General features: G+C 42.8%; 20 protein-coding genes. 12 read left to right on the top strand and 8 right to left on the bottom strand.

Annotated features, from left to right (window positions below; all coding sequences use genetic code 11):
- Positions 1-19: 19 nt before the first annotated feature.
- The 3 genes from H0R92_RS08985 to H0R92_RS08975 are packed head-to-tail and all read right to left on the bottom strand — an operon-like array spanning position 20 to position 3,319.
- The gene (locus H0R92_RS08985) at positions 20-1,408 is read right to left on the bottom strand and encodes a YfcC family protein (protein ID WP_432963463.1); all 1,389 of its coding nucleotides are present in this window, start codon (positions 1,406-1,408) and stop codon (positions 20-22) included.
- Between the two features lie 37 nt (positions 1,409-1,445).
- Positions 1,446-1,820, bottom strand: coding sequence for a RidA family protein (locus tag H0R92_RS08980; protein ID WP_432963460.1), 375 nt, complete (start codon positions 1,818-1,820; stop codon positions 1,446-1,448).
- A 5-nt stretch (positions 1,821-1,825) separates the two neighbouring features.
- A complete protein-coding gene (locus tag H0R92_RS08975) occupies positions 1,826-3,319 on the bottom strand; it encodes an amidohydrolase (protein WP_432963753.1) in 1,494 nt (497 codons plus the stop codon).
- A 125-nt stretch (positions 3,320-3,444) separates the two neighbouring features.
- Between H0R92_RS08975 and H0R92_RS08970 the strand changes: the two genes are divergently transcribed.
- Positions 3,445-4,560: an alanine racemase gene (locus H0R92_RS08970; protein ID WP_432963457.1), complete on the top strand. Its 1,116-nt coding sequence runs from the start codon at positions 3,445-3,447 to the stop codon at positions 4,558-4,560.
- A gap of 42 nt (positions 4,561-4,602) precedes the next feature.
- Positions 4,603-5,280 (top strand): helix-turn-helix transcriptional regulator, encoded by a 678-nt coding sequence (locus H0R92_RS08965; protein ID WP_432963454.1) that lies wholly within the window; start codon positions 4,603-4,605, stop codon positions 5,278-5,280.
- Here the strand turns inward: H0R92_RS08965 and H0R92_RS08960 are convergent, their stop codons facing one another.
- The 3 genes from H0R92_RS08960 to ftsH are packed head-to-tail and all read right to left on the bottom strand — an operon-like array spanning position 5,281 to position 9,688.
- Positions 5,281-6,594, bottom strand: a complete 1,314-nt coding sequence (locus H0R92_RS08960) for a glycoside hydrolase family 1 protein (RefSeq protein ID WP_432963451.1) — start codon at positions 6,592-6,594, stop codon at positions 5,281-5,283.
- Complete coding sequence (locus tag H0R92_RS08955; RefSeq protein WP_432963448.1) at positions 6,584-7,621, bottom strand: ABC transporter permease; 1,038 nt, start codon at positions 7,619-7,621, stop codon at positions 6,584-6,586. Before H0R92_RS08955 ends, H0R92_RS08960 begins: the two co-directional genes overlap by 11 nt.
- A gap of 3 nt (positions 7,622-7,624) precedes the next feature.
- Positions 7,625-9,688 (bottom strand): ATP-dependent zinc metalloprotease FtsH, encoded by a 2,064-nt coding sequence (gene ftsH / locus H0R92_RS08950; RefSeq protein ID WP_432963445.1) that lies wholly within the window; start codon positions 9,686-9,688, stop codon positions 7,625-7,627.
- Between the two features lie 192 nt (positions 9,689-9,880).
- Between ftsH and fliS the strand changes: the two genes are divergently transcribed.
- The 8 genes from fliS (at position 9,881) to pdxA (ending at position 18,617) form a co-directional block, all read left to right on the top strand.
- Positions 9,881-10,318 carry a flagellar export chaperone FliS gene (fliS, locus tag H0R92_RS08945; protein WP_432963442.1) on the top strand — a complete coding sequence of 146 codons (438 nt, stop codon included), beginning with the start codon at positions 9,881-9,883 and terminating at the stop codon, positions 10,316-10,318.
- A gap of 5 nt (positions 10,319-10,323) precedes the next feature.
- A complete protein-coding gene (locus tag H0R92_RS08940; RefSeq protein ID WP_432963439.1) occupies positions 10,324-10,794 on the top strand; it encodes a flagellar biosynthesis protein FlgN in 471 nt (156 codons plus the stop codon).
- Positions 10,795-10,846: 52 nt separating this feature from the next.
- Positions 10,847-13,672 carry a DNA polymerase I gene (gene polA / locus H0R92_RS08935; RefSeq protein ID WP_432963750.1) on the top strand — a complete coding sequence of 942 codons (2,826 nt, stop codon included), beginning with the start codon at positions 10,847-10,849 and terminating at the stop codon, positions 13,670-13,672.
- A complete protein-coding gene (gene coaE, locus H0R92_RS08930; protein WP_432963436.1) occupies positions 13,669-14,319 on the top strand; it encodes a dephospho-CoA kinase in 651 nt (216 codons plus the stop codon). Before polA ends, coaE begins: the two co-directional genes overlap by 4 nt.
- A 7-nt stretch (positions 14,320-14,326) precedes the next feature.
- A complete protein-coding gene (locus H0R92_RS08925; protein WP_432963433.1) occupies positions 14,327-15,175 on the top strand; it encodes an SPOR domain-containing protein in 849 nt (282 codons plus the stop codon).
- 83 nt (positions 15,176-15,258) lie between these two features.
- Positions 15,259-16,686, top strand: coding sequence for a hypothetical protein (locus tag H0R92_RS08920; protein WP_432963430.1), 1,428 nt, complete (start codon positions 15,259-15,261; stop codon positions 16,684-16,686).
- Between the two features lie 115 nt (positions 16,687-16,801).
- A complete protein-coding gene (rpsD, locus tag H0R92_RS08915; RefSeq protein ID WP_428770116.1) occupies positions 16,802-17,416 on the top strand; it encodes a 30S ribosomal protein S4 in 615 nt (204 codons plus the stop codon).
- A 202-nt stretch (positions 17,417-17,618) separates the two neighbouring features.
- On the top strand, positions 17,619-18,617 hold the full coding sequence (gene pdxA, locus H0R92_RS08910) for a 4-hydroxythreonine-4-phosphate dehydrogenase PdxA (protein ID WP_432963426.1): 999 nt from the start codon (positions 17,619-17,621) through the stop codon (positions 18,615-18,617).
- Positions 18,618-18,623: 6 nt separating this feature from the next.
- Here pdxA and H0R92_RS08905 read toward each other — a convergent pair whose 3' ends face one another.
- Positions 18,624-19,475: a ketose-bisphosphate aldolase gene (locus H0R92_RS08905; protein WP_432963423.1), complete on the bottom strand. Its 852-nt coding sequence runs from the start codon at positions 19,473-19,475 to the stop codon at positions 18,624-18,626.
- Between the two features lie 325 nt (positions 19,476-19,800).
- Between H0R92_RS08905 and H0R92_RS08900 the strand changes: the two genes are divergently transcribed.
- Positions 19,801-21,462, top strand: a complete 1,662-nt coding sequence (locus tag H0R92_RS08900; RefSeq protein ID WP_432963420.1) for a DUF4153 domain-containing protein — start codon at positions 19,801-19,803, stop codon at positions 21,460-21,462.
- Between the two features lie 278 nt (positions 21,463-21,740).
- Here H0R92_RS08900 and H0R92_RS08895 read toward each other — a convergent pair whose 3' ends face one another.
- Positions 21,741-22,013 carry a hypothetical protein gene (locus H0R92_RS08895; RefSeq protein WP_432963417.1) on the bottom strand — a complete coding sequence of 91 codons (273 nt, stop codon included), beginning with the start codon at positions 22,011-22,013 and terminating at the stop codon, positions 21,741-21,743.
- 159 nt (positions 22,014-22,172) lie between these two features.
- On the opposite strand from H0R92_RS08895, the gene H0R92_RS08890 reads away from it, so the two are divergent.
- On the top strand, positions 22,173-22,356 hold a 184-nt coding region (locus H0R92_RS08890), incomplete at its 3' end, for a hypothetical protein (RefSeq protein WP_432963414.1).

The following is a 22,356-nucleotide window of genomic DNA, read 5'->3' as shown; positions in this document are numbered from 1 at the left end:
CTGTAAATAAATATTTTACTCAGACATAATTAATTAATGAAGCAATCATTAATAGAATTATTCCTACTATAACCCAAACAACAAAAAGTTTAATTGCATATTTAAACCATTTTGTAAATGGGATTCCGATAGCACCGACAAATCCCATTGTCGCTGCAGCATGCGGAAGAATATTATTACAAAATCCATCCCCAAAATTAAATGCCAATACGGCTGTTTGTCGAGAAATACCGACCAAATCAGCCACCGGTACGAAAATCGGCATAGATACGGCGGCCTGTCCGCTACCTGAAGTAATGAACAGATTAATAATAATATGCATAATAAACATTGCCGGAGCTTTAAGTATATTCGGTACATACGAAAGGACATTGGCCAACCCGTGAACAACAGTATCTATAACATTTCCTTTTGTTAGGATAACACCGATAACATATGCAAATCCGATCATCATTGATGTAGCCGCCATACTTTTAACACCATTCATAAATTCTTTACAGATTGTATTGATCGGCATCCTGTATACAAGCCCTGCAGCAAAGCCCATGTAAATAAATGTTGTTGCAACTATTTCATTTGACAATTTTCCAAAAATGGAAACATAAATGATATAACCGATTCCTATTAAAGCAACAACTGCAACCGGAATATGTCGTTTTATAAATCGGGTTTCATCATTTTCTTCAAAAGCAAAATCTATTTTAACATTATAGATTACACTTTTTTCGGGCATTTTTTTGATTTCCTTTGCATATTTGAGTACATACAGAATACTGACCAGCAAAAAAGGAATCATCGAAACAAGACGGAACCACATACCTGAAAATAAAGAGAGTTCTGCAATTTGTTGTGCTGTTCCCGTATTGGATATATTCATTGCACCGCAAGAAAATCCGACAGCACCGCCTAACATAACTATTGATACGCCGACAATGGCATCCAATCCTAAACTAAGTGCAACCAACACCCCTAACGAAGCAAATGGTATAAAAAAATTTAAATTTATCGGAATGCAGAGTAAAGCAAAAACAGACATAAGAAGAGAAATTACAAGCCATTCTTTATTTTTACCTCGAGCTTTCCGGCATGCAGAACCTGCAATACCCTGGAACATTCCGGTAGAAAGCAGTACCCCCATTCCTCCGCCGGCACAAAGTAAAACAAATATAACATTTTTTGCTTTGTTTAATCCGGTAAATACATGAGAAAAAATAGAAAGGGGATTAACCGGAGTTCTGTCAACATAATGAAAACTTTCAGGAAGTACAATCGTTTGTCCGGCTTCATTTTTAGTGCGATCATAACTACCGGCAGGAATGATATAAGTTAATATCGATGCCATAAACATAACAACCACAATAATCGCCAGCGTATGTGGAACCACAATTTTTTTCTTTTTAGCTTCCAAAATATTCCTCCTATTTATTCTTATTATTGAATTGAAATTAGAAACCGGCAATAACATCCATTTCTAATTTAAATCCATAATGAAGCTCTTTAACACAAATAATAGTTCGTGCATGAATGTGATTCTTAAAAAAACTGCTGTAAATATCATTAATTTTGTCCCAATTTTTTAAATCATCTACGTAAACAGTAGATTTTAAAATTTTTGCAGCAGAAGAACCGGCAGCTTTCAAAATTTTATCAATATTTGATAAAACGCGCTTGGCCTCATCTTCAACTGTTCCAAAAACTTTTTCTCCATTTTCCAAACTAACGGAAAACTGACCGGAAACATAAATACACTCCCCATCAACTATGGCTAAAGCATAATGTCCATTCGGTTTTAATCCTTCAACTTGCTTAATAACTTTCATGTTTTTTATACCTTTTTTATGTTTTTTTTAGGAATTGGCGGTTTTGCTGTTTTAGGAATAGGCCATAGATAAGGTTCTTTTGAACTACTGGCATTAAATTCTTTAATGACCCTGTCCAATTCCATAGGCTCACACAATAGTTTCATGGCAGTGCCGGCCAATACCTTTCCTGCATGTAATAACGCTTTATGCGCAAGAGGAGCTTTCCCCTGAGAAACAAGCTGCCAAGAATGGGCAGGCGTATCTTTTGCATAAGAAACAATGCTGATCTGACCGACCGGTTTTATTTGACTAACATCACCTACATCCGTTGAACCGAAACATGCGTTTGAAATAGGATTTAGCGGATATAAAAAATCACATATCGCTTTTTTTTCAAGCCGCGCAGCCAACACAGTTCCTTTTTCTCCATAATACTTACATAAATCCCTTTCATCAGTCCCAATCATTTCCGGTTTTAAAGCACTCCGTATTCTATTTGCAAATGAAATGTCCCGTTCATCAATCGGACAAATACCGGCTAATTCCATTTGTTCATAGAGCAATTCATTTAAAACTTTATTCGGACGAATTTCACTACAGCATCTGTCAAATTGAACCGAAACTTTTGTATCCGTCATTAAAGCGGCTCCCCTTGCAATCCTTTGTACTCTTTGATATATATCGTTAACATCTTTCATCTTTGGAGCCCGTAACTGATAAAGAACTTCTGCATGAGGCTGAACAACATTGGCAAATTTACCGCCGGAATCAATAATTGCATAATGTATTCTTGCTTCAGGAATAACATGCTCTCTTAAAAAGTTGACCCCCACATTCATCAATTCAACGGCATCAAGTGCGCTCCGCCCCAGATGAGGACATGCAGCTGCATGTGCCGCAATACCATCGAATTTAAAGACAGCCTGAATTGAAGCAAGAAAGACCTCGCCTAATATCATGTTATGCGGATAAGGATGCCAAGTTAAAATAACATCAGCATCATCAAAACAATGTTCTCTCACCATCCAAGCTTTCCCTGAACCGCCCTCTTCCGCCGGGCATCCGTAATAAATTACTTGGCCTTTGATTTTTTTTGTTTCAATTTGCTCTTTTATAGCAATTGCCGCAGCAAGGGTTCCCGTTCCCAGTAAATTATGTCCGCAGCCGTGTCCATTCGTAGTCATTCCACCAGAGGATTCTTTTTTAATTGAAAAAGCTTTTTGATCTAAATTCGGCAGTGCATCAAATTCTCCCAAAAAACCGATGGTCGGCCCCTGCGTCCCGTATTTGGCACGAAAAGCCGTAGGAAGATTTCCGATCCCCATTTCAACTGAAAAACCCAACTCTTCCAAAAAACTACAATACAATTTTTGGGATTTATATTCCTCAAATTTTGTTTCAGCAAGTTTCCAAATTTCATCACTTATTTCGATAATTCGCTGCTCATATGGTTTAATTACAGAATTAATAACAGACTGATAATTCATAATTTTCACCCCATTTTTATTATATATCACATTATCCAAAAGTCAATCAAAAAATATAATTTTTTCTTAATTATATATAAAATTATGTTGATTTTTTTTAATTTATAGCATATTATTGACAATATATAGAATTTATTATACAAAAGGAGAATTTTATGAATAATAAATTATACGACATAATAGACACTCCGTCATTAATTATTGATGAAAGAATTGTACTTGACAACATAAAAAGCACACAAGCACTAGCCGATTCTAAAGGTGTATCGCTGCGTCCTCATATTAAAACACACAGAATGCCTTACTTTGCAAAATTGCAAATGAAATATGGAGCAACGGGTATTGCATGTGCAAAAATAGGTGAAGCGGAAGTTATGGCAAAATACGGTATCCAAGATATTTTTATTGCAAATGAAATTGTCGGTGTTCTTAAATATGAGCGACTGAAAGCTTTACGGCCACTGGTGAAAAAATTACGAATCGGTATTGACAATACAGCTCAGGTCGATCAAATCGAGCAAGTTTTTTCTACGGAAAAAGAACCTTTAGAAGTACTTATAGAATATGAGGTAGGTGAAAATCGTTCAGGAATTATAGAAGACACAGACCTCATCCATTTAGTTAAATATACGATGAAAAAAAAGCACGTTATAATTAAAGGTATTTTTTCACACGAAGGTCATACATATAAAGCAGCAAACAGAACCGAATGTCTTTCACTTGCAGAAAATGCATATCTTCGTACGTTACATGCGGCAAAGCTGATGCGTGACATGGGCGTTGAAGTTGAAACTATAAGCGTCGGAGCAACTCCTTCGATTTTAAATGGTGCTTTTACAGAAGGCATTACAGAACTGCGCATAGGAACCTATATTTTTTTTGACGTAGGTCAGGCCTCTGCCATAGAGGATTTTTCGCATTGCGCGGCAACAGTTCTCGCCACTGTTATATCAAAACCCAATAAAGAAAGAGTAGTTATTGATGCAGGTGCAAAAGCATTGGTAAGTCAAAACCGCGACATTGGTATTTGTGCAACAAACGGTTTTGGACGCATCAAAAATTCCAAAAACGTAACCATTGCAGCTCTTTTTGATGAACACGGTGTTATAATCAATCGAGCTTTTAATGAGCAAGTCAAAATCGGTGACAAAGTTGAAGTTATCCCAAGCCATATTTGTCCGACCGTCAATCTTTACGATAAAGCAATTCTCGTAAAAAACAACCGAATTGTAGAAGAAATTGATGTTGCATGTCGAGGAAAATCACAATAAAACCTCTTTACATCAATTCCATCGTTTGTTATCATCACTTAAATGACAAAGGGAAAAATGAAAAACGATGAACTTAAACGGTTTTTACCGATAGCAAAAATGATTGGGCAAACTTTCGGAAAAAATTGTGAAGTCGTATTACACGACCTCACTATGCCAAAAAGTTCCGTTGTTTTTGTAATGAACAATCATGTTACAGGAAGGCAAATTGGGCAATCGTTTGATCACTTAATTACAGAAGTTCTATTATCTCCGTCTTTAAAAAATGACCAAAGATGTAATTATACATTTACCTTGGAAAATGGGAAAAAAATAAAATCAAGTACCGTATTAATACGCAATAATGCAGATAAAGCAATAGGGGCTTTGTGTATAAATATAGATATCACAGCAATAGAAGCATCTATGGATCTGCTTTACAGTTTTATAAAACCTGAATCGGATCTTTTTGAATCGGGCGTGGACATAGAGGATATTTCCGGCGTTAGCGATGTTTTTAATGATTTACTTGATCGGATTATCAGTATGTCCGGAGAAAAGCGGGTAACAAAAAAAGAGCGTCTTAATCTTATTGAATTTATGGACACTAAAGGCGTATTTTTAGTAAAGGGTGCTGTTGAAAAAGTTGCCGAAAAGATGGGTATATCCGCTGTTACCGTATACAGTTATTTGGATGAAATAAGAAGAAAAAATATGCCAGAAACCCGACTAAAGCTTTAGTTACACCCGATACTGCGAGTTTTCCACGTAAGTCTTATACATATCCCCGGTTACGCCGCGGTTTTGAATGATGTGTGCGTAAAAATCGCCGCTTTTGCGGACAGTGCGCTTTTGTGTTTCGTAATCTACGGCGATTAAACCGAAGCGGATCCGTTCTCCTTCAGCCCATTCAAAGTTATCCATAAGCGACCAATGATAATAACGTTCCACAGGCAAAGCCGATTCGCACAGGATCTTTAAGTGCTCGTAAATAAAGCGGCTTCTGAACGAGTCGGCCTCATCGCAGGTGCCGTTTTCGGTAATGTAAATCGGGGCCTTATACAGGCGGTACATGCGCTCACATAAAAGGCGCAAGCCTTCAGGATATATTTCCCAGCCCAAGTCGTTGTGCGGCACGTTTTTAAATACGCCGTTTTTGCCCGTACTTACCGCGTCGCGGCTGTAGTAATTGATACCGATAAAATCGTAAAAGCGGCCGCCTCCGAGCGCAACGCCGTCAACCGAGGCGGGAAGTTTTTTTACCGGCCATGAGGTCTTCCCGGTCATTGCGGCAGCGGTTAAAGCGTTTTGAAAAGAGTGCTCCATAAAGGCGGCCGATATGCGGTGCAGGGGATTAAAACGGCAGCGCGGCGTAAAAATCCGCAAGTGGTTGGCAAAGCCGACCCGCGTCGTATCGCGGGCAAAACCGGCTTTTTGTCTTATGCGGTGTATTTCGCGGTAAGATGCGATGTGACAGGCCGCCATATTCGTGTATACGGCAGACAACGCTTTGATATCGTTTTTTTTGCCCGGCGGCCAGGTTCCGAAAAAATACCCGTTTACCGCATATACATTCGGTTCGTTTATCGTTATCCATTCATCGGCCGAATCTGCAAGCTTTTCAACCGTATAGCGGACAAAGTTCAAAAAAATGCGCGGCGAATCGGGGTGTTCAAAAGCGCCGATTTTTTCAAACCAGCGCGGATTTGTAAAGTGGTGCAGGGTTACCAAGGGCTTTATGCCGGCGGCCTTCAGTTTTTGTAATTCACTGCGGTAATGCTCTATCGCTTTTTCGTCAAACCTGCCCTGCTCCGGCTCGATACGGCTCCATTCCAAACCGAAACGGTAGGTTTGAAGGCTTAAGCGTTTCATCAGTTCAATATCTTCATCTACGCGGTTGTAGTGGTCGTCGGCGCGAAGAGGACTTGTACCGTCGGCAATCCGGCCGGGTAAAAGCGCCCAATCGTACCAACTGTTATTTGTGTCGCCGCCTTCGATTTGAGTTGCGGCCGTCGCCGCTCCCAGTAAAAGGGTTTCGGGAAGTTTAAAGTGCATTTTTTCTCCTTGTGCGTACATCGGCCGCCGTCGAAATCAAAAGAATAAGAGCACAAAAGGCGGAAGACAAAAAGCGGTTTACGCCGATAAAATCCGCCGCATAAGTAAAACCGCTGAAAATAAAAACGGAAACGACAAGGGCTGTCCAATTACCCGTGCCGCCGAAAAACGATAAAGAAGCAATAACACAAACGGTAAGAGCGGGCATAATAAATTCCGTTCCCGAAAAAGCGGACGCACTGCCGCTGCGCGCCGAAACCATCAACCCGCTTAAGGCAAAAAGTGAAGATACAATACCGTATAAAAGCATCGTTTGCTTTAATGTTAAACTTTTAGGCTGGGCAGGCCATAAAAGCGGCCTGTCCTTATGCAGCGGCGGAAGGTCTAAATCGGGCAAAAATATTTTTAACACAACAAGCAGGGCTGTAAAAACCGCAAAAGAAAAAATAAGTGGGAGCGGAATCGAATATACGGGACTCGCCCCTATGTATCCGGTTCCGAAAAGATTGTAACTGCGAGTAAAACCTTCCAAAACTTTTAACGATGAATTCGTGTCATACAAATATACACGGGTTAAAGCGGACAGCAAAGCACCCGTTCCCAAAGTTGCAGCCCAAGGAGGCAAAAAAAGGCGTTTTATAAAAAACCCGTTGCACATACCGATTACAAAAAAAAGGACAAGAACGGCAGGCAGTGCAATAAACAAAGGCATCGGCGGAAGAGCGGAAAAAAACCTGCCGGCGGTATCCGCCGATTGCATAAACGAACCTGCAATAACCGCCGCAAAAACGGCGCAAGAGCCTGCGCAAAGATCTATATACCCTTCAAATAAGCACAGTGCCATTGCGGCAGAAGAAAGTAAAAGAGGCGCGGCGTTGGACAAAATATTACGTATATTACGCACGGAAATTAAACTTGAATCCGCTAAAGCAAAAACAACAATACACAAGCACAGGATACAAGCGATTGCATAACGCCGTACAAAATTTTTTACGCGCGCAACAAGGGATTCGGGAATAAAATCCATATATTATGCCCCAGTTGTTTTTGAACGCGGTTTTGCCGTTTTTACGGTTTTTGAATCCTTTTTTGTGCCGGACGATTTTTTTGCGGCAGCGGTTTTTGCTACAAGTTCGTTTTCGGCCTTTATAATATCGTCAAACTCCTGCTGTTCTATCGTTTCTTTTTCCAAGAGTCTGTTTGCAATATATTCCAATAAGGTCTTTTTTTCCGTAAGCATCGCAACAATAACTTCATACCGCGTATCGATAATTCGTGCAATTTCTTCATCGATATATTGCTGAGTCGATTCGGCATATTCGCGTACCAATTGCGGATCCGAATGTCCCAAATAACCGGCTCCGCGTTTACTTAAAGCGACGTTTTTAAACTTGGAACTCATTCCGTAGTCGGCTATCATACTGCGTGCAATATCGGCCGCCCTCATTAAGTCGTTAGAAGCACCGGTCGAAACCACTCCGAAGGCAACTTGTTCGGCGGCTCTTCCGCCCAATAAAACATCGATTTCGGCTAAAAGCTGCTTTTCGGTTATAATGTGTTTATCGTCTTCGGGTATATGAAACGTATAGCCTAAAGTTGAAGTTCCGCGCGGAATAATGGTTACCTTATGAACTTTATCGGCGCCTTCGGTATAATTGGCGGCAATGGCATGTCCGGTTTCATGATAGGCAATGACTCTGCGCTCTTCTTCTCTTATAACCTTTGACTTTTTTTGAAGACCGATTGTCGCCTTTTCTACAGCTTCGCTTAAATCGGTCATGCTAACTTTTTTCCGCCCGCAGCGAACGGCCAATAAAGCCGCTTCGTTTATTATATTGGCAAGGTCGGCGCCCGAACAGCCGCTTGTAATCTTTGCTATTGCCGAAAGGTCGGCCGAATCGTCCAACTTTACGTTTTTAGCGTGGATTTTTAATATCGCTTCGCGTCCCTGCACGTCGGGGCGGTCAACCACAACCTGCCGGTCAAAACGGCCGGGGCGCAAAAGAGCGGGGTCAAGGACATCGGGGCGGTTTGTCGCACCCAAAAGAATCAACCCGGTTGTGTTATCGAAACCGTCCATTTCAACCAAAAGCTGATTGAGCGTTTGTTCGCGTTCGTCGTTGCCTCCGCTGATGGAATTAATACGGCTTTTACCGATAGCGTCCAATTCGTCGATAAAAACAATACAGGGTGCTTTTTCGCGCGCCTGCTTAAAAAGGTCGCGCACGCGGCTAGCACCGACGCCGACAAACATTTCAACAAAGTCCGAACCCGAAATGCGGAAAAAGGGAACACCGGCTTCGCCCGCTACGGCGCGCGCCAATAAGGTTTTACCCGTACCCGGCGGACCTACCAAAAGGACGCCTCTGGGAATTTTTCCGCCTATTTCGGTATATTTTTGCGGAGATTTCAAAAAGTCTACCACTTCAACCAATTCTTCTTTTGCTTCATCCACGCCGGCAACGTCGCTGAAACGGGTTGTAACCTTCCCCTCTTCAACTGCGGCGGCACGGCTTTGGCCTGCAGAAAAAATACTTCCGCCCAAGCCGCCCATACGCTTAAAAATAAAACGGTACATTAAAAATAAAATACCGACGGGAATAATCAAATTAAACAACAGCTGCAAAATAATGCTGCGCTGATTTTTTACCGCCTTATAAGCAATACCTTTTTCATCAAGCAAGGTTAAAAAATCTTCGGTAAGAATACCGACCGTTTTATACACGGTTCCCGAAGTACTGCCGGGAGCGAATAAAAAAGACGGAAGATTGTTGCGTTCCGCCCCCGAAGCCGCCGCCGAATCTTTAGTAAAGCCCAAAAAATAGGTTTCCCCGATTTCGACACGAACTATTTGTCCGTTTTGTATCAAACGTTTAAATTCGGAAAAATCTATAGCCGAATCGTTTCTTAAAACAAAAAACCAATTAAAAAGGCTTACGCCGATAAAAAAAGCCAACAAAATAAGCCAAATAGGAATACGGGGGCGCTTATCGTTATGATCTTTATCATTCCGATCGGGATCGGTAGACAGTTTAAAAAAATCAAAGGGATCTTTGCCGTTTTTTTTATCGTCTTGATCATTATTATCGTTCATGGCAACCTCATTTGCAAAAAAAAATACGGATTACACCCTCATTGTGTAACCAACGTTTCCTTAAATATACGCAATTCCGGCACTTTAGTCGAGTGAATTCTTACGGAATTTGATATAATAGTGTAAAGATGAAAAACTAAAATGCCGATAATATACCAGAGTAATGTACCGTCAAATCGCGGAGGGGATGTAATGGCATATACACAAGCATATAGCGCATACAAAGAAACGGGGGTAAAGACAGCAAGTCAAGGCAAGCTGCTCCTGATGCTCTATGAAGAAGCTTTGCGCCGGCTTGATACCGCCATATCCTTATTCACAAATGAAGAAAAGATTGAAGCCGCTTCAATTGAAAAATTTCATAACAATTTGGTAAAAGCACAGGAAATCATTACGGAATTGATGGTTTCTCTCGATATGGAAAAGGGCGGCGAAATTGCACGCAACCTCATGGCCTTATACAGTTTTTTTAACCGCGAATTGATGGATATATGTATAAATCACAGCCGCGAAAAGCTGCATTCCGTCCGTACTATGATGAACGAACTGTTCGGTTCGTGGTCGATAGCGGTAACGGAAACGCCTTCGGCAGATCCGAGCGCACACCCCGCATTGGATATAAACGGATAAATATTATGAACACACATATAGATGAAAAAGAATTAAACGAACGAGTTGCAATACTGCGCAGGTTAAAAGAATTGCTTATAGAGCAGCGTGCAAAATTTCGCGAATACTTAACCGTCCTTGAAAAACAGGAATCGAGCATTGCCGGAGAAGATATGGAAAAACTCCTTGCACATACCGAACTCGAACAAAAAATAATCGGCAATATTTCCGATTTGCAAAAAGTTATTAAACCTATGGAAGCTTTGTATAAAGATATCCGCAGCGAAAATGAAGGAGACATTCCCGTTTTGCAAGCGGATTTATCAAAATTACAATCACAAATTCTTTTGCAAAACGAAAAAAACCGCACGGCACTGCGTATGCATATAAACTCGGTACGTTCAAAAATACAAGGTTTGCAAAATCCGTATAAAAAAAAGCAATCCATTTATGCGTCTACGGGACAAACGGCATCTTTAATCAATATACACGGATAAAAGCTTATTGTCTTTCATCCCGATCCGTGCTAGTCTGTAGTCGGAGAATATGATGTCAGACAACACCTTGTATATTTTAGATTCTTATGCCCTTATTTACCGATCGTACTTTGCCTTTATAAACCGGCCGCTTATAAACGACAAAAAACAAAACATATCCGCCGTATTCGGCTTTTTCCGTAATTTTTTTAATATGTTACAAAATTGTAACCCCGCCTTTGTCGCAGCGGCCTTCGATTCGAGAACTCCGACTTTCAGACATGCAATATATGACGAATATAAAGCAACCCGCGCCAAAACGCCGGAAGATTTGCACGCACAAATTCCGCTCATCGAAGAAATTTTACACGTACTCGGCGTTCCCGTTTTACGCTGCGACGGTTTTGAAGCGGACGATATTATCGCAACGCTTGCCGCCCGATGCAAAGCGGAAAAACGCAGTTGCCGTATTTTATCCGGCGATAAGGATTTAATGCAGCTCATCGATGACACCACCCTTATGATGAAAAGCGACAAAACGGGGGGCTGGGAACTTATCGGTGAAAAACAAGTACTGGATGAATGGGGCGTACCTCCGGCGGCCATGCTTGATATACTGTCTTTAACCGGCGACTCGGCGGACAATATACCCGGCGTTCCGGGCATCGGACAAAAAACGGCACAAAAACTCTTAACCGAATACGGAAGTTTGGACGGTATTTATGCACAAGCCGAAAAACTGACCGGTTCCGTAGGAGATAAAATACGAAAGGGTAAAGAAAGCGCATTTTTTTCAAAAAGTTTAATTCGGCTGCGCACGGACGTTCCCCTTGACATATCATTTGAAAGCTTACAACTAAAGCACATAGACTATGCCGAAGCCGCGCGCATGCTCAACGAACACGGAGCCTTTTCCGTTGCAAAGCAATATGCAACCGCTGCAGCAAAGACTGCGGACATTCCCGATACACCCTCCGCTCTTAATATGCCGCACGACGGTGCGGCGCAAAATACTGCGGCACATAACAGCCTGCCGAATGCCGAAAGTACGGTTGTTTTCGATGAACCGGAAGCGCAAACGGTTGTAAAAAATTCGGGCGATTACCGTCTTGTGCGTACGGATGAAGAATTGGCGACAATTATAGACACTATTCTCAGCATAAAAACGGCTGCCTTTGACTGCGAAACCGACAGTCTAAATGCCCACAAAGCGCGTTTAGTCGGATTTTCCCTTGCACTTGAAGCCGGTAAAGCTTATTATATCCCGCTTGAAACTTCGGATATGCTTTTGGCCGGTGAAATGATAGCAAAACAAAGCGCTTTATCCGAACTTGAGCGTCTTTTTTATAATCCGGATATAGTGCTTATTATGCATAACGGAAAATATGATGCGGAAGTTTTACTTTCGAACGGCATGGGTAAGGGAAAAATCCCCTTATGCAAAATATACGACACTATGCTTGCCGCATGGCTTTTACAGCCCGACAGAGAATCTTTTAAGCTTGAAGCCCTCGCCGAGCGCAAACTGGGACTCAAAGGCATAGAGTTTTCCGATATCGTATCAAAGGGGGCAACCTTTGCGGATGTCCCTCTCGACATAGCTTGTTCTTATGCCGCCGAAGATGCGGACCTTACCTTGCAGCTATGGGCATTTTTTAAACCCAGACTCGACGAATCGGGTTTAAGCACTTTATTTTACTCGCTTGAAACCCCCGTTTTACCGATTTTAACCGCGATGGAAATCGAGGGTATCAGAATCGAAAAAGAAAAACTCGCCGATTTTTCGATAGAACTAAAAAATCAAATTGAAAAAGTCGAACGGGATATTTATACCCTGGTCGGCCATGAATTCAATATTGCCAGCACAAAACAATTGCAGGAAGTTCTCTTTGTCGAACGAAAACTCAAGCCGACAAAAAAAACAAAAACGGGTTTTTCAACCGATACCGCCGTTTTGGAAGAACTCGCCGCATGGGATCCGGTCCCCCAAAAAATCCTCGAATACAGAATGATGACCAAATTAAAATCGACCTATGTAGACGCCCTTCCCCTGCTTGCCGATGAAAACGGCAGAATACATACTTCCTTTATTCAAACCGGTACCGCAACCGGCAGACTTTCAAGCCGGGATCCGAATTTGCAAAACATTCCCATACGGGAAGAGTCGGGCAGGCGTATCCGCGAAGCTTTTTCCGCCCCGCAAGGGCGCTGTCTTGTATCGGCCGACTACGCACAAATAGAATTGGTTGTATTGGCGCATTTATCGCAAGACTCGAATCTGTGTGCGGCATTTAAACAGGGAAAAGACGTTCACCGCGAAACCGCATCTCTTATATTCGGCGTCGAACCGGAACAGGTAAGCGCGGAACAACGGCGCACCGCTAAAACCATTAACTTCGGTGTAATGTACGGTATGAGCGCCTTTAGGTTGGCAAATCAATTGGGTATTCCGCGTTCAAAGGCACAGGAATTTATAGATTCTTACTTCGCTACATATTCGGGTATCCGCGAATTTATACACACAACGATAGAAAAAGCCGAGCAAACCGGCTATGTGGAAACCATTATGGGACGCCGGCGCTTAATTGCAGGCATTACCAGTAAAAATAAAACCGAAAAAGCGGGCGCCGAACGGATTGCCGTCAATACACCCATTCAAGGCTCGGCTGCCGATATTGTAAAAACGGCAATGATTGCAGTCGACAGGGCGCTGAAAAACGAAATTCCGAGTGCAAAACTTTTGCTGCAAGTACACGACGAACTTATCGTCGAATGCGCCGAATCGCAGGCGGAACAAACGGCAGCGTTGTTAAAAAAAGAAATGGAAGCGGCCGTTTTGCTTTCGGTTCCGCTGAAAGTCAGCGTTGAATACGGTTCGAATTGGGGCGGTTTTCATTGATAAACGATACAAGCGGTAACTGCGAACAAAAAAAAAGATATATTATCGGACTCACCGGTCCCATCGCCGCCGGTAAAAATGTCGCTGCGGATATTTTAGAATCAAAAGGATTTAAGATTTTAGATGCCGACCGTATCGCTCACGAAATCTTGGATTCTCACAAAAAACAAATTATTGCTCTTTTTGAAAACGACGCACAAGAGGCGGGCATCGGTCTTACCCATACGGACGGCAGCATTCACAGAAAGCATTTGGGACAAATCGTTTTTCACGACAGGCAAAAACTTATAAAACTTGAACATTTTGTACACCCGCTTGTAGAAGCTGAAATCAGAAAAGCCGTTGCGGAAAAACCCGATACAAGCTTTATAGTCAATGCTGCCCTTTTGTATAAGATTCCTATTGTACGCGACTGCGATTGTATACTGTATATCAGCGCCCCTTTTTTTATACGTTTTATGCGGGTAAAAAAACGCGACAACCTGCATTTTAAATATATTATCGAACGTTTTTATGCACAAAGGCAAATCTTTACTAAATGTAAAAAACAAAATGCCGATATATATAGAGTAGGAAACTGCGGAACAAAAAAACGGTTACAAGAAAAAATAGAAGCCGTTTTGCAATCCTCTATATATAAAGGATAGTATTTTTATGGAAGAAAAACGAATATTATGGGTAAGCGCTGCGGTAGGTATCTTTTTATTGATTGTTATAGGCACCGCCGTTTTTTTGTATCAGCCGCAAAAACCTTTGAATTCGGCATCGGGTCCCATCCAAGCACAAAACGAAAACACATGGATTCTTACCCCCCAAGCCGCAGGGTCGGTTTTTACGGAAGCTCCTAAAAAAGAAACACAGGCACAGCCGGCAGAAAACCCGATATCCCCCGTGCCGCCGCAACCCCTAATTGCCGATACGGGAACATCGACAGGCGCAGCTTCCGTACCCTTGCAAAGCAGCGACCTTACGGTTATCAGTAATAATACCACCGTATATACAAAGGATACGGTTACGACAATCGATATTACCGGTGCTTCAAAATTTCCCGAACAACGCCCTATCGAAACACCGCCGGGAACGGAAGCCGCACAGGACGTAAAAACGGTGGTTCCGATTGAAACGCCCGCTCCTAAAAAACCTGCGGTTCAAGCCGCTCCTCCCAAAAAGCCTGCCGCCCAAACAAAAAAGACCGCTGCAAAAACACCGGTACAGACAAAACCGGTAAAACCGGCAGCACCGGCGGATCGTTATTGGGTACAAGCCGCATCTTTTACACATAAAGATAATGCCGAACATGCCCGCAGCATTTTAGCCGACGAAAAAATTCCGGCAGAAGTATTTACTCATCAGGATAAAAGCGGAAAAACCTATTACCGCTTGAGAGTGGGTCCCTATACCACCGAAAGCGAAGCCGAATATTGGAACAGCAGAATAAAATTGATCGATCATTTCAGCACCACCCAAAGCTATGTTACCAATTCTTCAAAACCCTTACGGTAACATTTTGGAAAGGGTTGAAAATATTTTAAGAAAAACCCTAAAAAAGTCTTAAAAATTCATAAATTAAGCCTATAAGAGAGAGTATGAAACACATACTCTCTTTTTTTATTTTTTGTACCCTGTGCATGCACATATGCGGAAAACCGGTGCAAAAACCGGCGGTACGGGACATCCGCTTTTCGGTAAAAATGCGGATACCCGCATGTTCGCCTAAAAACAGCGTTTTTGCATGCACATGCAGTTTTTTCGATACGCTGACAATCCGGGCGGGCAATGTATCGGCGGGCGGTTTATGGGGCGATTTTATAACACCGGCACCGGCGTTTCCTCAGCCCTTAGCAAAATACACCGAAACGAAGCCCGTGTTTACGGCAAAAACGCATACAAAAAACCTTTTACCTGCGGCACTTGCATTCGAATGTGCATTTCCCGGAGGAAAACTTTTATTTTTTACGGAATTTGACGGCATAAACCCAAAAAAGCCGCCCTTTATTTTATCGAGCGGAGCAGGATGTATATTCCCGTTTAAAGTTCGTACCTCACACCGGTATTTTAAATCCGACATTCAATTGCAATGGACATGTTTATGGAAAAGAACGCGGATTGAAGCAAAGCACAATAACACATGGTTTTATCCGTACCCTCCCTTTGCTTCTTTTTATACAAACGGCATTATACAGGAATTGGCGGTAAAATTCTTGCAAAATCGGTTTTCTCTTACAAGCGGCATTGCGGAAAGTCCCTACGGAAAACCCGCTTATTTTGTAAAAACCCATACGGCACTGCAATTTAATCTTTTGTCGTATACCGGCGGCGCTTTTTTTTGTTCGCACAGGTTTTTAAAACAAAACGGAACGTTTGAAACGGACCGTATAAAACTTTTTTTTAATCCCGCCGTTACTATCCCTGTTTCCGATTCAGCCGTAAAATTCTTACGCGCGGGAACTTCAATCGGGCTGCGGTATGAAGAAAGCGGAACATTTCCTTTTAAAAAAAACGCATGGAAAATGTCGATAAAAACGGAAGCGGCGCTAAAAACGGACATGTCGGTATGTACATTGCACATATCGTATTCGCCTGTCGATATTTACAGTCCGCAAAAATACGGTTTTTTAACACCGGAATTCCGTATAGACTGCACCTATCCCCTTTTTACAAATGTAAACTGCCGATGGAAGGGCAGCGCAGCTTGTGTATTGGACTTAAAATCAAGGGCCGTACTTACAAAAATCGAAACGACCCATAGCGCTGCAATAGCCCTTATGTTTTCCGATACGGTTCGCTGCAAAAGTACTGTGTATGCGTCTTGTACCTATACGCCCGCAAAACAAAAAAGCCCGGCATTTTTTACACATACTTTTAAACTAAAGGTAAGCCCCACCCTCGTTTTTACACCGAAAAATTGTAGACTCCATACAAGTGCTGATACCCATATCGAATGCATACTGAAAAATACCGCTTTACAAAAAATAAGTGGAGAAATTGTTTTAAAACTGCAATTCGATTATTAGGGTAAAACATAAAATACAATCGGCACTTGTTCACAATCACTCACCGTCAATCGCTTGCTTGACAAAAAAAACGCATTACCGTATAATCAAAGTCTATCTTTTTATGAGGTGAAACATGGCGATTAGACAGCCTAAAGGAAAAACAGTCAGAAGGCTCGGTTTAAACATTTACGGAAACCCCAAGTACGATAAATTGTTAAGCCGCAAGCCGAACGGTCCCGGAAAAGAACGCGGCCTTAAAAAACGGGGCAAAACGTCTGTTTATGGAGAGCAATTAAAAGAAAAGCAGAAATTCCGCTTTGCTTACGGTATTTCGGAACGTCAGTTTAGAAATTTGTTTAAAAAGGCAAACAGACTGCACGGCGTTACAAGCGACAACATGATTTCTTTAATGGAACAGCGCTTGGATAACACGATTTACAGAATGGGTTTCGCCGTCAGCCGTGCACAAGCAAGACAAATGGTTTCACATGCGTACTTTTTTATAAACGGTAAACCCGTGAACATTCCCTCAATGTGCGTAAGTGTAAACGACGTTATCACGACAAAAGAAAAAAAAGGTATTCAAAACCTTATCCGGCATAATTTGACGGTTAATCAGGGTGCAAAAGGCTCCTGGCTCACCGTCGATACCGAAGCCCTTTCGGCGACGGTAAATGCCCTGCCCTTAGCAGGCGATATTCAGCCCGTCGGACACATCCAGAGCGTGGTTGAATACTACTCGCGCTAAGCGCTTCTTTTTTTCAAACGGGATTGTCCGGAAAGCAAAAGCTTTAAGGGCAGTCCTTTTTTTTTGCTTTTTTCACTACACTGTATAATATCCGCTCATTAAAAAACTTGACGCTCAAAAGGAAAAAACTTAAACTGAACATAATCGTACAAAAAAATAATATTGAATGTATTTGAACGAACGGGAAATCAAGGAGAAATATATGACAAAACCGATTATAGCCGTTCCGATAGGAGATCCCGCAGGAATAGGACCTGAAATCGCTGCAAAAGCATTTGCCGATTCCCAAACACAAAGTGCGGCGCGCTGCCTTGCAATCGGAGACACGGCCGTTATGGAACAGGCAATACGCATTACGGGACTACCCTTACACATTCACACAGTACAAAATCCCCAAGACGGCCGCTATGAACAGGGTATACTGAATTTGTTTCCTATCGATAATATCGATATGAGTAAATTCGCTTTCGGCAAGGTAAGCGGCATGTGCGGAAAAGCCGCCTTTGAATATATAGAAAAAAGCATTGAGCTTGCCATGCAAAAAAAGGTTGCTGCCGTTGCAACAACGCCGATTAACAAAGAAGCATTAAAGGCAGGCGGAGTGAACTTTATCGGACATACCGAAATTTTCGGAGACCTTACGGGGACGAAAGACCCGCTTACGATGTTTGAAGTACGCGGTTTACGGATTTTCTTTTTGACGCGCCACGTATCGCTTCGATGCGCCTGCGATATGGTAAAAAAAGAACGCATAAAAGATTACGTTAAACGCTGCTATGCGATGCTGAACAGTCTCGGCGTAACCGAGGGAACCATGGCGGTTGCAGGCTTAAATCCGCACAGCGGGGAACACGGTCTTTTCGGAAATGAAGAAGTAACCGAGGTTGAACCTGCCGTAAATGAATTGACCGCCGAAGGCTATAAAGTATGCGGGCCTATAGGAGCAGACTCGGTATTCCATTTGGCATTGCAGGGAAAATTCAACAGCGTGCTTTCTCTGTACCATGACCAGGGGCACATTGCGGCAAAGACACTGGATTTTGAGCGCACCGTATCCGTAACCGGCGGTATGCCGATTTTACGCACATCCGTAGACCACGGAACCGCATTCGATATAGCGGGAACGGGAAAGGCAAGCGAGATCAGTATGATAGAGGCCATACGGATAGCCACCGCCTATTCCCCGCATTTTTATGTATAATATTTTTTATTTATAATATTTCGCCTTATCGCCGGCGTTAAAAAGTTCGATTTTATGATAAATCACTTTTTTCATCGCTTCGATACAGGGCGGGTAAATTGCATTCGGTTCTCTAAGGGTTTTATCTTCGAGTACTTCTCTGCATTTTTTGTAAAAAGCCGACTTTATATCGCTCGATATATTGATTTTGGCAACACCTAAACGCACCGCTTCGGCGATTTCTTCGTCGGGATTGTCCGAACCGCCGTGCAAAACCAGGGGAATCGACGTTTTTGCGGTAATTTCTTTTAACAAATCGAGGCGGAGTTTCGGTTTTTTGCTTTTGGGATATAAACCGTGGGCGGTACCGATTGCAATTGCAAGGGTATCAACCTTTGTTGCCTTTACAAAAGCAACAACGTCAGCAGGATTCGTATAGATAATATTTTCGGTTCCCGCCTCGCCGCCGTTGCCGGTCGCACCGATTGTTCCCAATTCGGCTTCAACGGATACGTTTACCGCACGGGCGGCTTCCACAACCTTTTTCGTTACGGCAATATTGTCTTCAAAAGACGTAGTGGACGAATCTATCATTACCGACGTAAAGCCGCAGCCGATCGCGTACATAATCTGCTCGAACGAAGCGCCGTGGTCAAGGTGAATGCACACGGGAATCGAAGCTTTATGCGCCTCTTCGCGAACGCAGGCAATAAAACTGCCGCCCACAAAAGAAAGCTCATCGGGATGAATTGCAATGATTACGGGCGCTTGTTTTTCTTCACATGCGTCCATAACTCCTCTTAAAAGCATACTGCTGCTTACATTAAAAGCAGGCACGGCAAAATGCTTTTTTTGAGCCGTGCGAAGTATTGTGCTCATATTTACCAGCATATAAACTCCTTAGTTGTTCCGACTGTAATATTCCGACATAATATGTAAAAAATCGACGGCAGTCAATATTACAGCCGCTAATTAAATAAAAAAATGTTAAAAAACGTTCATCGGCGGCAAAGGCAGCACCGAATAATAAAAGTACCGAGTAAAAGTGCACACAGCAGGAAAAATCGGCAGCACCGGACAAGCGGCAGCACGCGGCAAACAGCCGTCGAACGTCGCCGGTCAAACATATCCGCCGGCCGCATAAACCGAACACACGTGCCGAACATCCTTTGACAAAGCTTATAAAAGCGCATACAATAAAATCATGAGTACACCCCAAAGGCCGAGAGCCGATTTTGCCGCCTCCCTTACCCGCCGATTCAAAAACATCCTGTCCGGCGTAAAACGATTTCCTCATCCCGTTTCTTTCGGTTTTTTGATTTTTATAAACACAGCGGTTTTTGTTCTCAGACAAAACTATATTGCAGACGACGGCACCCTTGTATACCGTTCTTCAACAATACCCCTCCAAGCGCTGTTAGCCTCCGTCCTGTGTTTTTTTGCAACAAGCGCGGTAAACCTTGCCGCCCTGCGTTTTTCTCTGCCTAAAAAAATATCGGATTTTTCAGCTTCGGCCGCCGCTCTTTTGTGGATTCCCTTTTTTTTCCTCACGAAAAACTTCAACGATACGCCCGCGCCAAACACCTTTTACGCCTTTTGGGGGCTTTCATTCGCCCTCTTTGCCCTCTGCATTTTTTTGTGCATAAGCGAATCGAACAAAAAGGTAATTTTTCCCCATATTTTTGCATCCTTCTTTTTTGCCGAAGTTACCGCCTTCGCCGTTTTTGCAGGCCTTATCCTTTGCGGCTTTGCTTTCAACACTTTGATTTTTTCCATAAACCTTGACGAATATTTTATAATCTCTTTTACCTTTTCGCAATCCGTCGTTGCGGTTACCGTTTTTTTATCCCTATTGCAGCTCGACGAAAAAAACATCACCGTTCCGCGCTCGTTTCGGGCAATCGTTTTGTATGCGCTTTTTCCCCTCTATGCCCTTCTTATGCTCATTTTATATGCATATTTACTGAAAATCCTCATACAACAAAAAATGCCTTCAGGCCAAATAAACCCCTTTGTATCCTTTGCAAGCTTTTTTTACATCGCCTTTTATTTTTTGCTCCAAAGCCGCGAAAACCGCGCGGTTTCGCTTTTTTATAAAATCGCAAACTTTGTCCTCATACCCTGCATAATCGCGCAAATTATCGCAGTCGCCATACGCTTCCACGCGTACGGATTAACAAGCGCGCGCTTAGCCGGAATGCTGTACATAGCTTCGGTTTTGTATTTTATCGTCCTCACCTTTATAAAAGACGGAAAATATGCGCCGACATTTTTTATCCTGATTGCAGCCCTCTGCCTTGTTTCAACCCTCACGCCCCTTCACATAAAACGCATTCCCGACCTTGAACAGCACCGAAGGCTCGAAAAACTCCTTCACAGCTATGGCTATTATACGGACGGCGTTTTTGCCGTACCCGCGGCAGCCGTCATAGACAAAATTCCCGACGAAAAAAAAGAAGCCATAAAAAGCGCCTATAACGCCCTTCCTTCCGAAATGCAAAAAGAATATGCGCCGCACAAAAAAAACTTTAAGGAAAAATTCGGGTTTCAAACCCCATCTCCTTCCGATTCCGGCTATAAAACCTTTGAATACATCGCCCGAAACACAAAAATCGACATATCCTCCTATTCGTCTTTAGAGCGGCTTTACGAATATTCGGGCGTTGAATGCGAAAAGCTCATCCACGTTTTGGACGAAAAAAAATACAACCTTACCGATTTTATGCTCAATATGCCGAATAACGATGAACCCTTTATCATTCCCGCAGGGGACGCCCGCCTCTACATTCTTGAAGCAAACTGCCAATATGACGAAGATACGCAAAACTTTAGATTCTACCGCTATTCGGGCTATATTTTCCGCTGATACCGCCCGCAAACTCGCATTACCGACACCCGGCTGTATACCGGATTGTGCATATGTCATTTTATTATGCCGATTTTTAAGGGCGCTGCGGGGCGAGCGCCCCGCCGGGTGCTGCGTGCTTCCGCATCCGCTCCATACCGCCGAAAGCCCAAGCTCCAAGCGCACGGCGGTACGCCTTCGGCGGCACTTCGCCCCCTAGCGCTTCTTCCCTTCCTTAAAAGAAATTAAAAAAACTTTCCCCAAAACTTTGTTTTTTTAGAAGAAATGGGATATAATGTTTAAAAAGGGAACATGGCATAAAACCGTGCTTCCTGCTCGGTTTTATGCGACGAGTTTTGCTTTGCAAAACATCGCGGATAATCGGCCTTTCCGCCGTCCATGGCGGACATAAAGCTGCACATCCGTGTACGGGTCGGAAAGTGTATGGGAAAAGGTGAACCGGACGGGAACATGGCATAAAACCGTGCTTCCTGCTCGGTTTTATGCTTCGAGTTTGTTTCAAAACCGCACGTCCTGTGCGGTTTTGAACTCCAGTTTTGAGCATAGCTCAAAACTGATTATTAACGGCTTTTCCGACCTCCGTGCCGGGACTTGAAACAAGATGTTTTATGTGCGGCATTTTACCGCCTAAAACATCGGGTATTTGCAGCTTTTACCGGCATCCATGGGCATAAAATCACACATCCGTGTGTGATTTTATGCTTCAAGTTTTGGGCTTTGCCCAAAACTCATTACTAACGGCTTTTCTGCACATCCGTGTGCAGGTTGTAAAAGCTATGGGGAATACGGGTTGCAAAGCGGACATCGTGGATAATCCGCTTACCTACATCTGTGCTGTGCGTTATATTAACTTTTTACGAGGACTTATGAACGGTAAGACAGATACTACCTCTT

Origin of the sequence: Treponema sp. OMZ 840 (assembly GCF_050937815.1) — a bacterium.
In the GTDB taxonomy this organism is placed as follows: domain Bacteria; phylum Spirochaetota; class Spirochaetia; order Treponematales; family Treponemataceae; genus Treponema_C.
Note: the sequence above shows the minus strand (reverse complement) of the source record. Positions and strands in the feature narration are given on the sequence as shown.

What these genes read in the sequence shown, in the direction of transcription:
- H0R92_RS08955 (WP_432963448.1), bottom strand. Translation starts at nt 7,621, where the DNA reads ATGGATTTTATTCCCGAATCCCTTGTTGCGCGCGTAAAAAATTTTGTA.
- H0R92_RS08960 (WP_432963451.1), bottom strand. Translation starts at nt 6,594, where the DNA reads ATGCACTTTAAACTTCCCGAAACCCTTTTACTGGGAGCGGCGACGGCC.
- polA (WP_432963750.1), top strand. Translation starts at nt 10,847, where the DNA reads ATGTCAGACAACACCTTGTATATTTTAGATTCTTATGCCCTTATTTAC.
- H0R92_RS08970 (WP_432963457.1), top strand. Translation starts at nt 3,445, where the DNA reads ATGAATAATAAATTATACGACATAATAGACACTCCGTCATTAATTATT.
- pdxA (WP_432963426.1), top strand. Translation starts at nt 17,619, where the DNA reads ATGACAAAACCGATTATAGCCGTTCCGATAGGAGATCCCGCAGGAATA.
- ftsH (WP_432963445.1), bottom strand. Translation starts at nt 9,688, where the DNA reads ATGAACGATAATAATGATCAAGACGATAAAAAAAACGGCAAAGATCCC.
- H0R92_RS08940 (WP_432963439.1), top strand. Translation starts at nt 10,324, where the DNA reads ATGAACACACATATAGATGAAAAAGAATTAAACGAACGAGTTGCAATA.
- rpsD (WP_428770116.1), top strand. Translation starts at nt 16,802, where the DNA reads ATGGCGATTAGACAGCCTAAAGGAAAAACAGTCAGAAGGCTCGGTTTA.
- H0R92_RS08900 (WP_432963420.1), top strand. Translation starts at nt 19,801, where the DNA reads ATGAGTACACCCCAAAGGCCGAGAGCCGATTTTGCCGCCTCCCTTACC.
- H0R92_RS08920 (WP_432963430.1), top strand. Translation starts at nt 15,259, where the DNA reads ATGAAACACATACTCTCTTTTTTTATTTTTTGTACCCTGTGCATGCAC.
- fliS (WP_432963442.1), top strand. Translation starts at nt 9,881, where the DNA reads ATGGCATATACACAAGCATATAGCGCATACAAAGAAACGGGGGTAAAG.
- H0R92_RS08965 (WP_432963454.1), top strand. Translation starts at nt 4,603, where the DNA reads ATGACAAAGGGAAAAATGAAAAACGATGAACTTAAACGGTTTTTACCG.
- H0R92_RS08905 (WP_432963423.1), bottom strand. Translation starts at nt 19,475, where the DNA reads ATGAGCACAATACTTCGCACGGCTCAAAAAAAGCATTTTGCCGTGCCT.
- H0R92_RS08925 (WP_432963433.1), top strand. Translation starts at nt 14,327, where the DNA reads ATGGAAGAAAAACGAATATTATGGGTAAGCGCTGCGGTAGGTATCTTT.
- H0R92_RS08980 (WP_432963460.1), bottom strand. Translation starts at nt 1,820, where the DNA reads ATGAAAGTTATTAAGCAAGTTGAAGGATTAAAACCGAATGGACATTAT.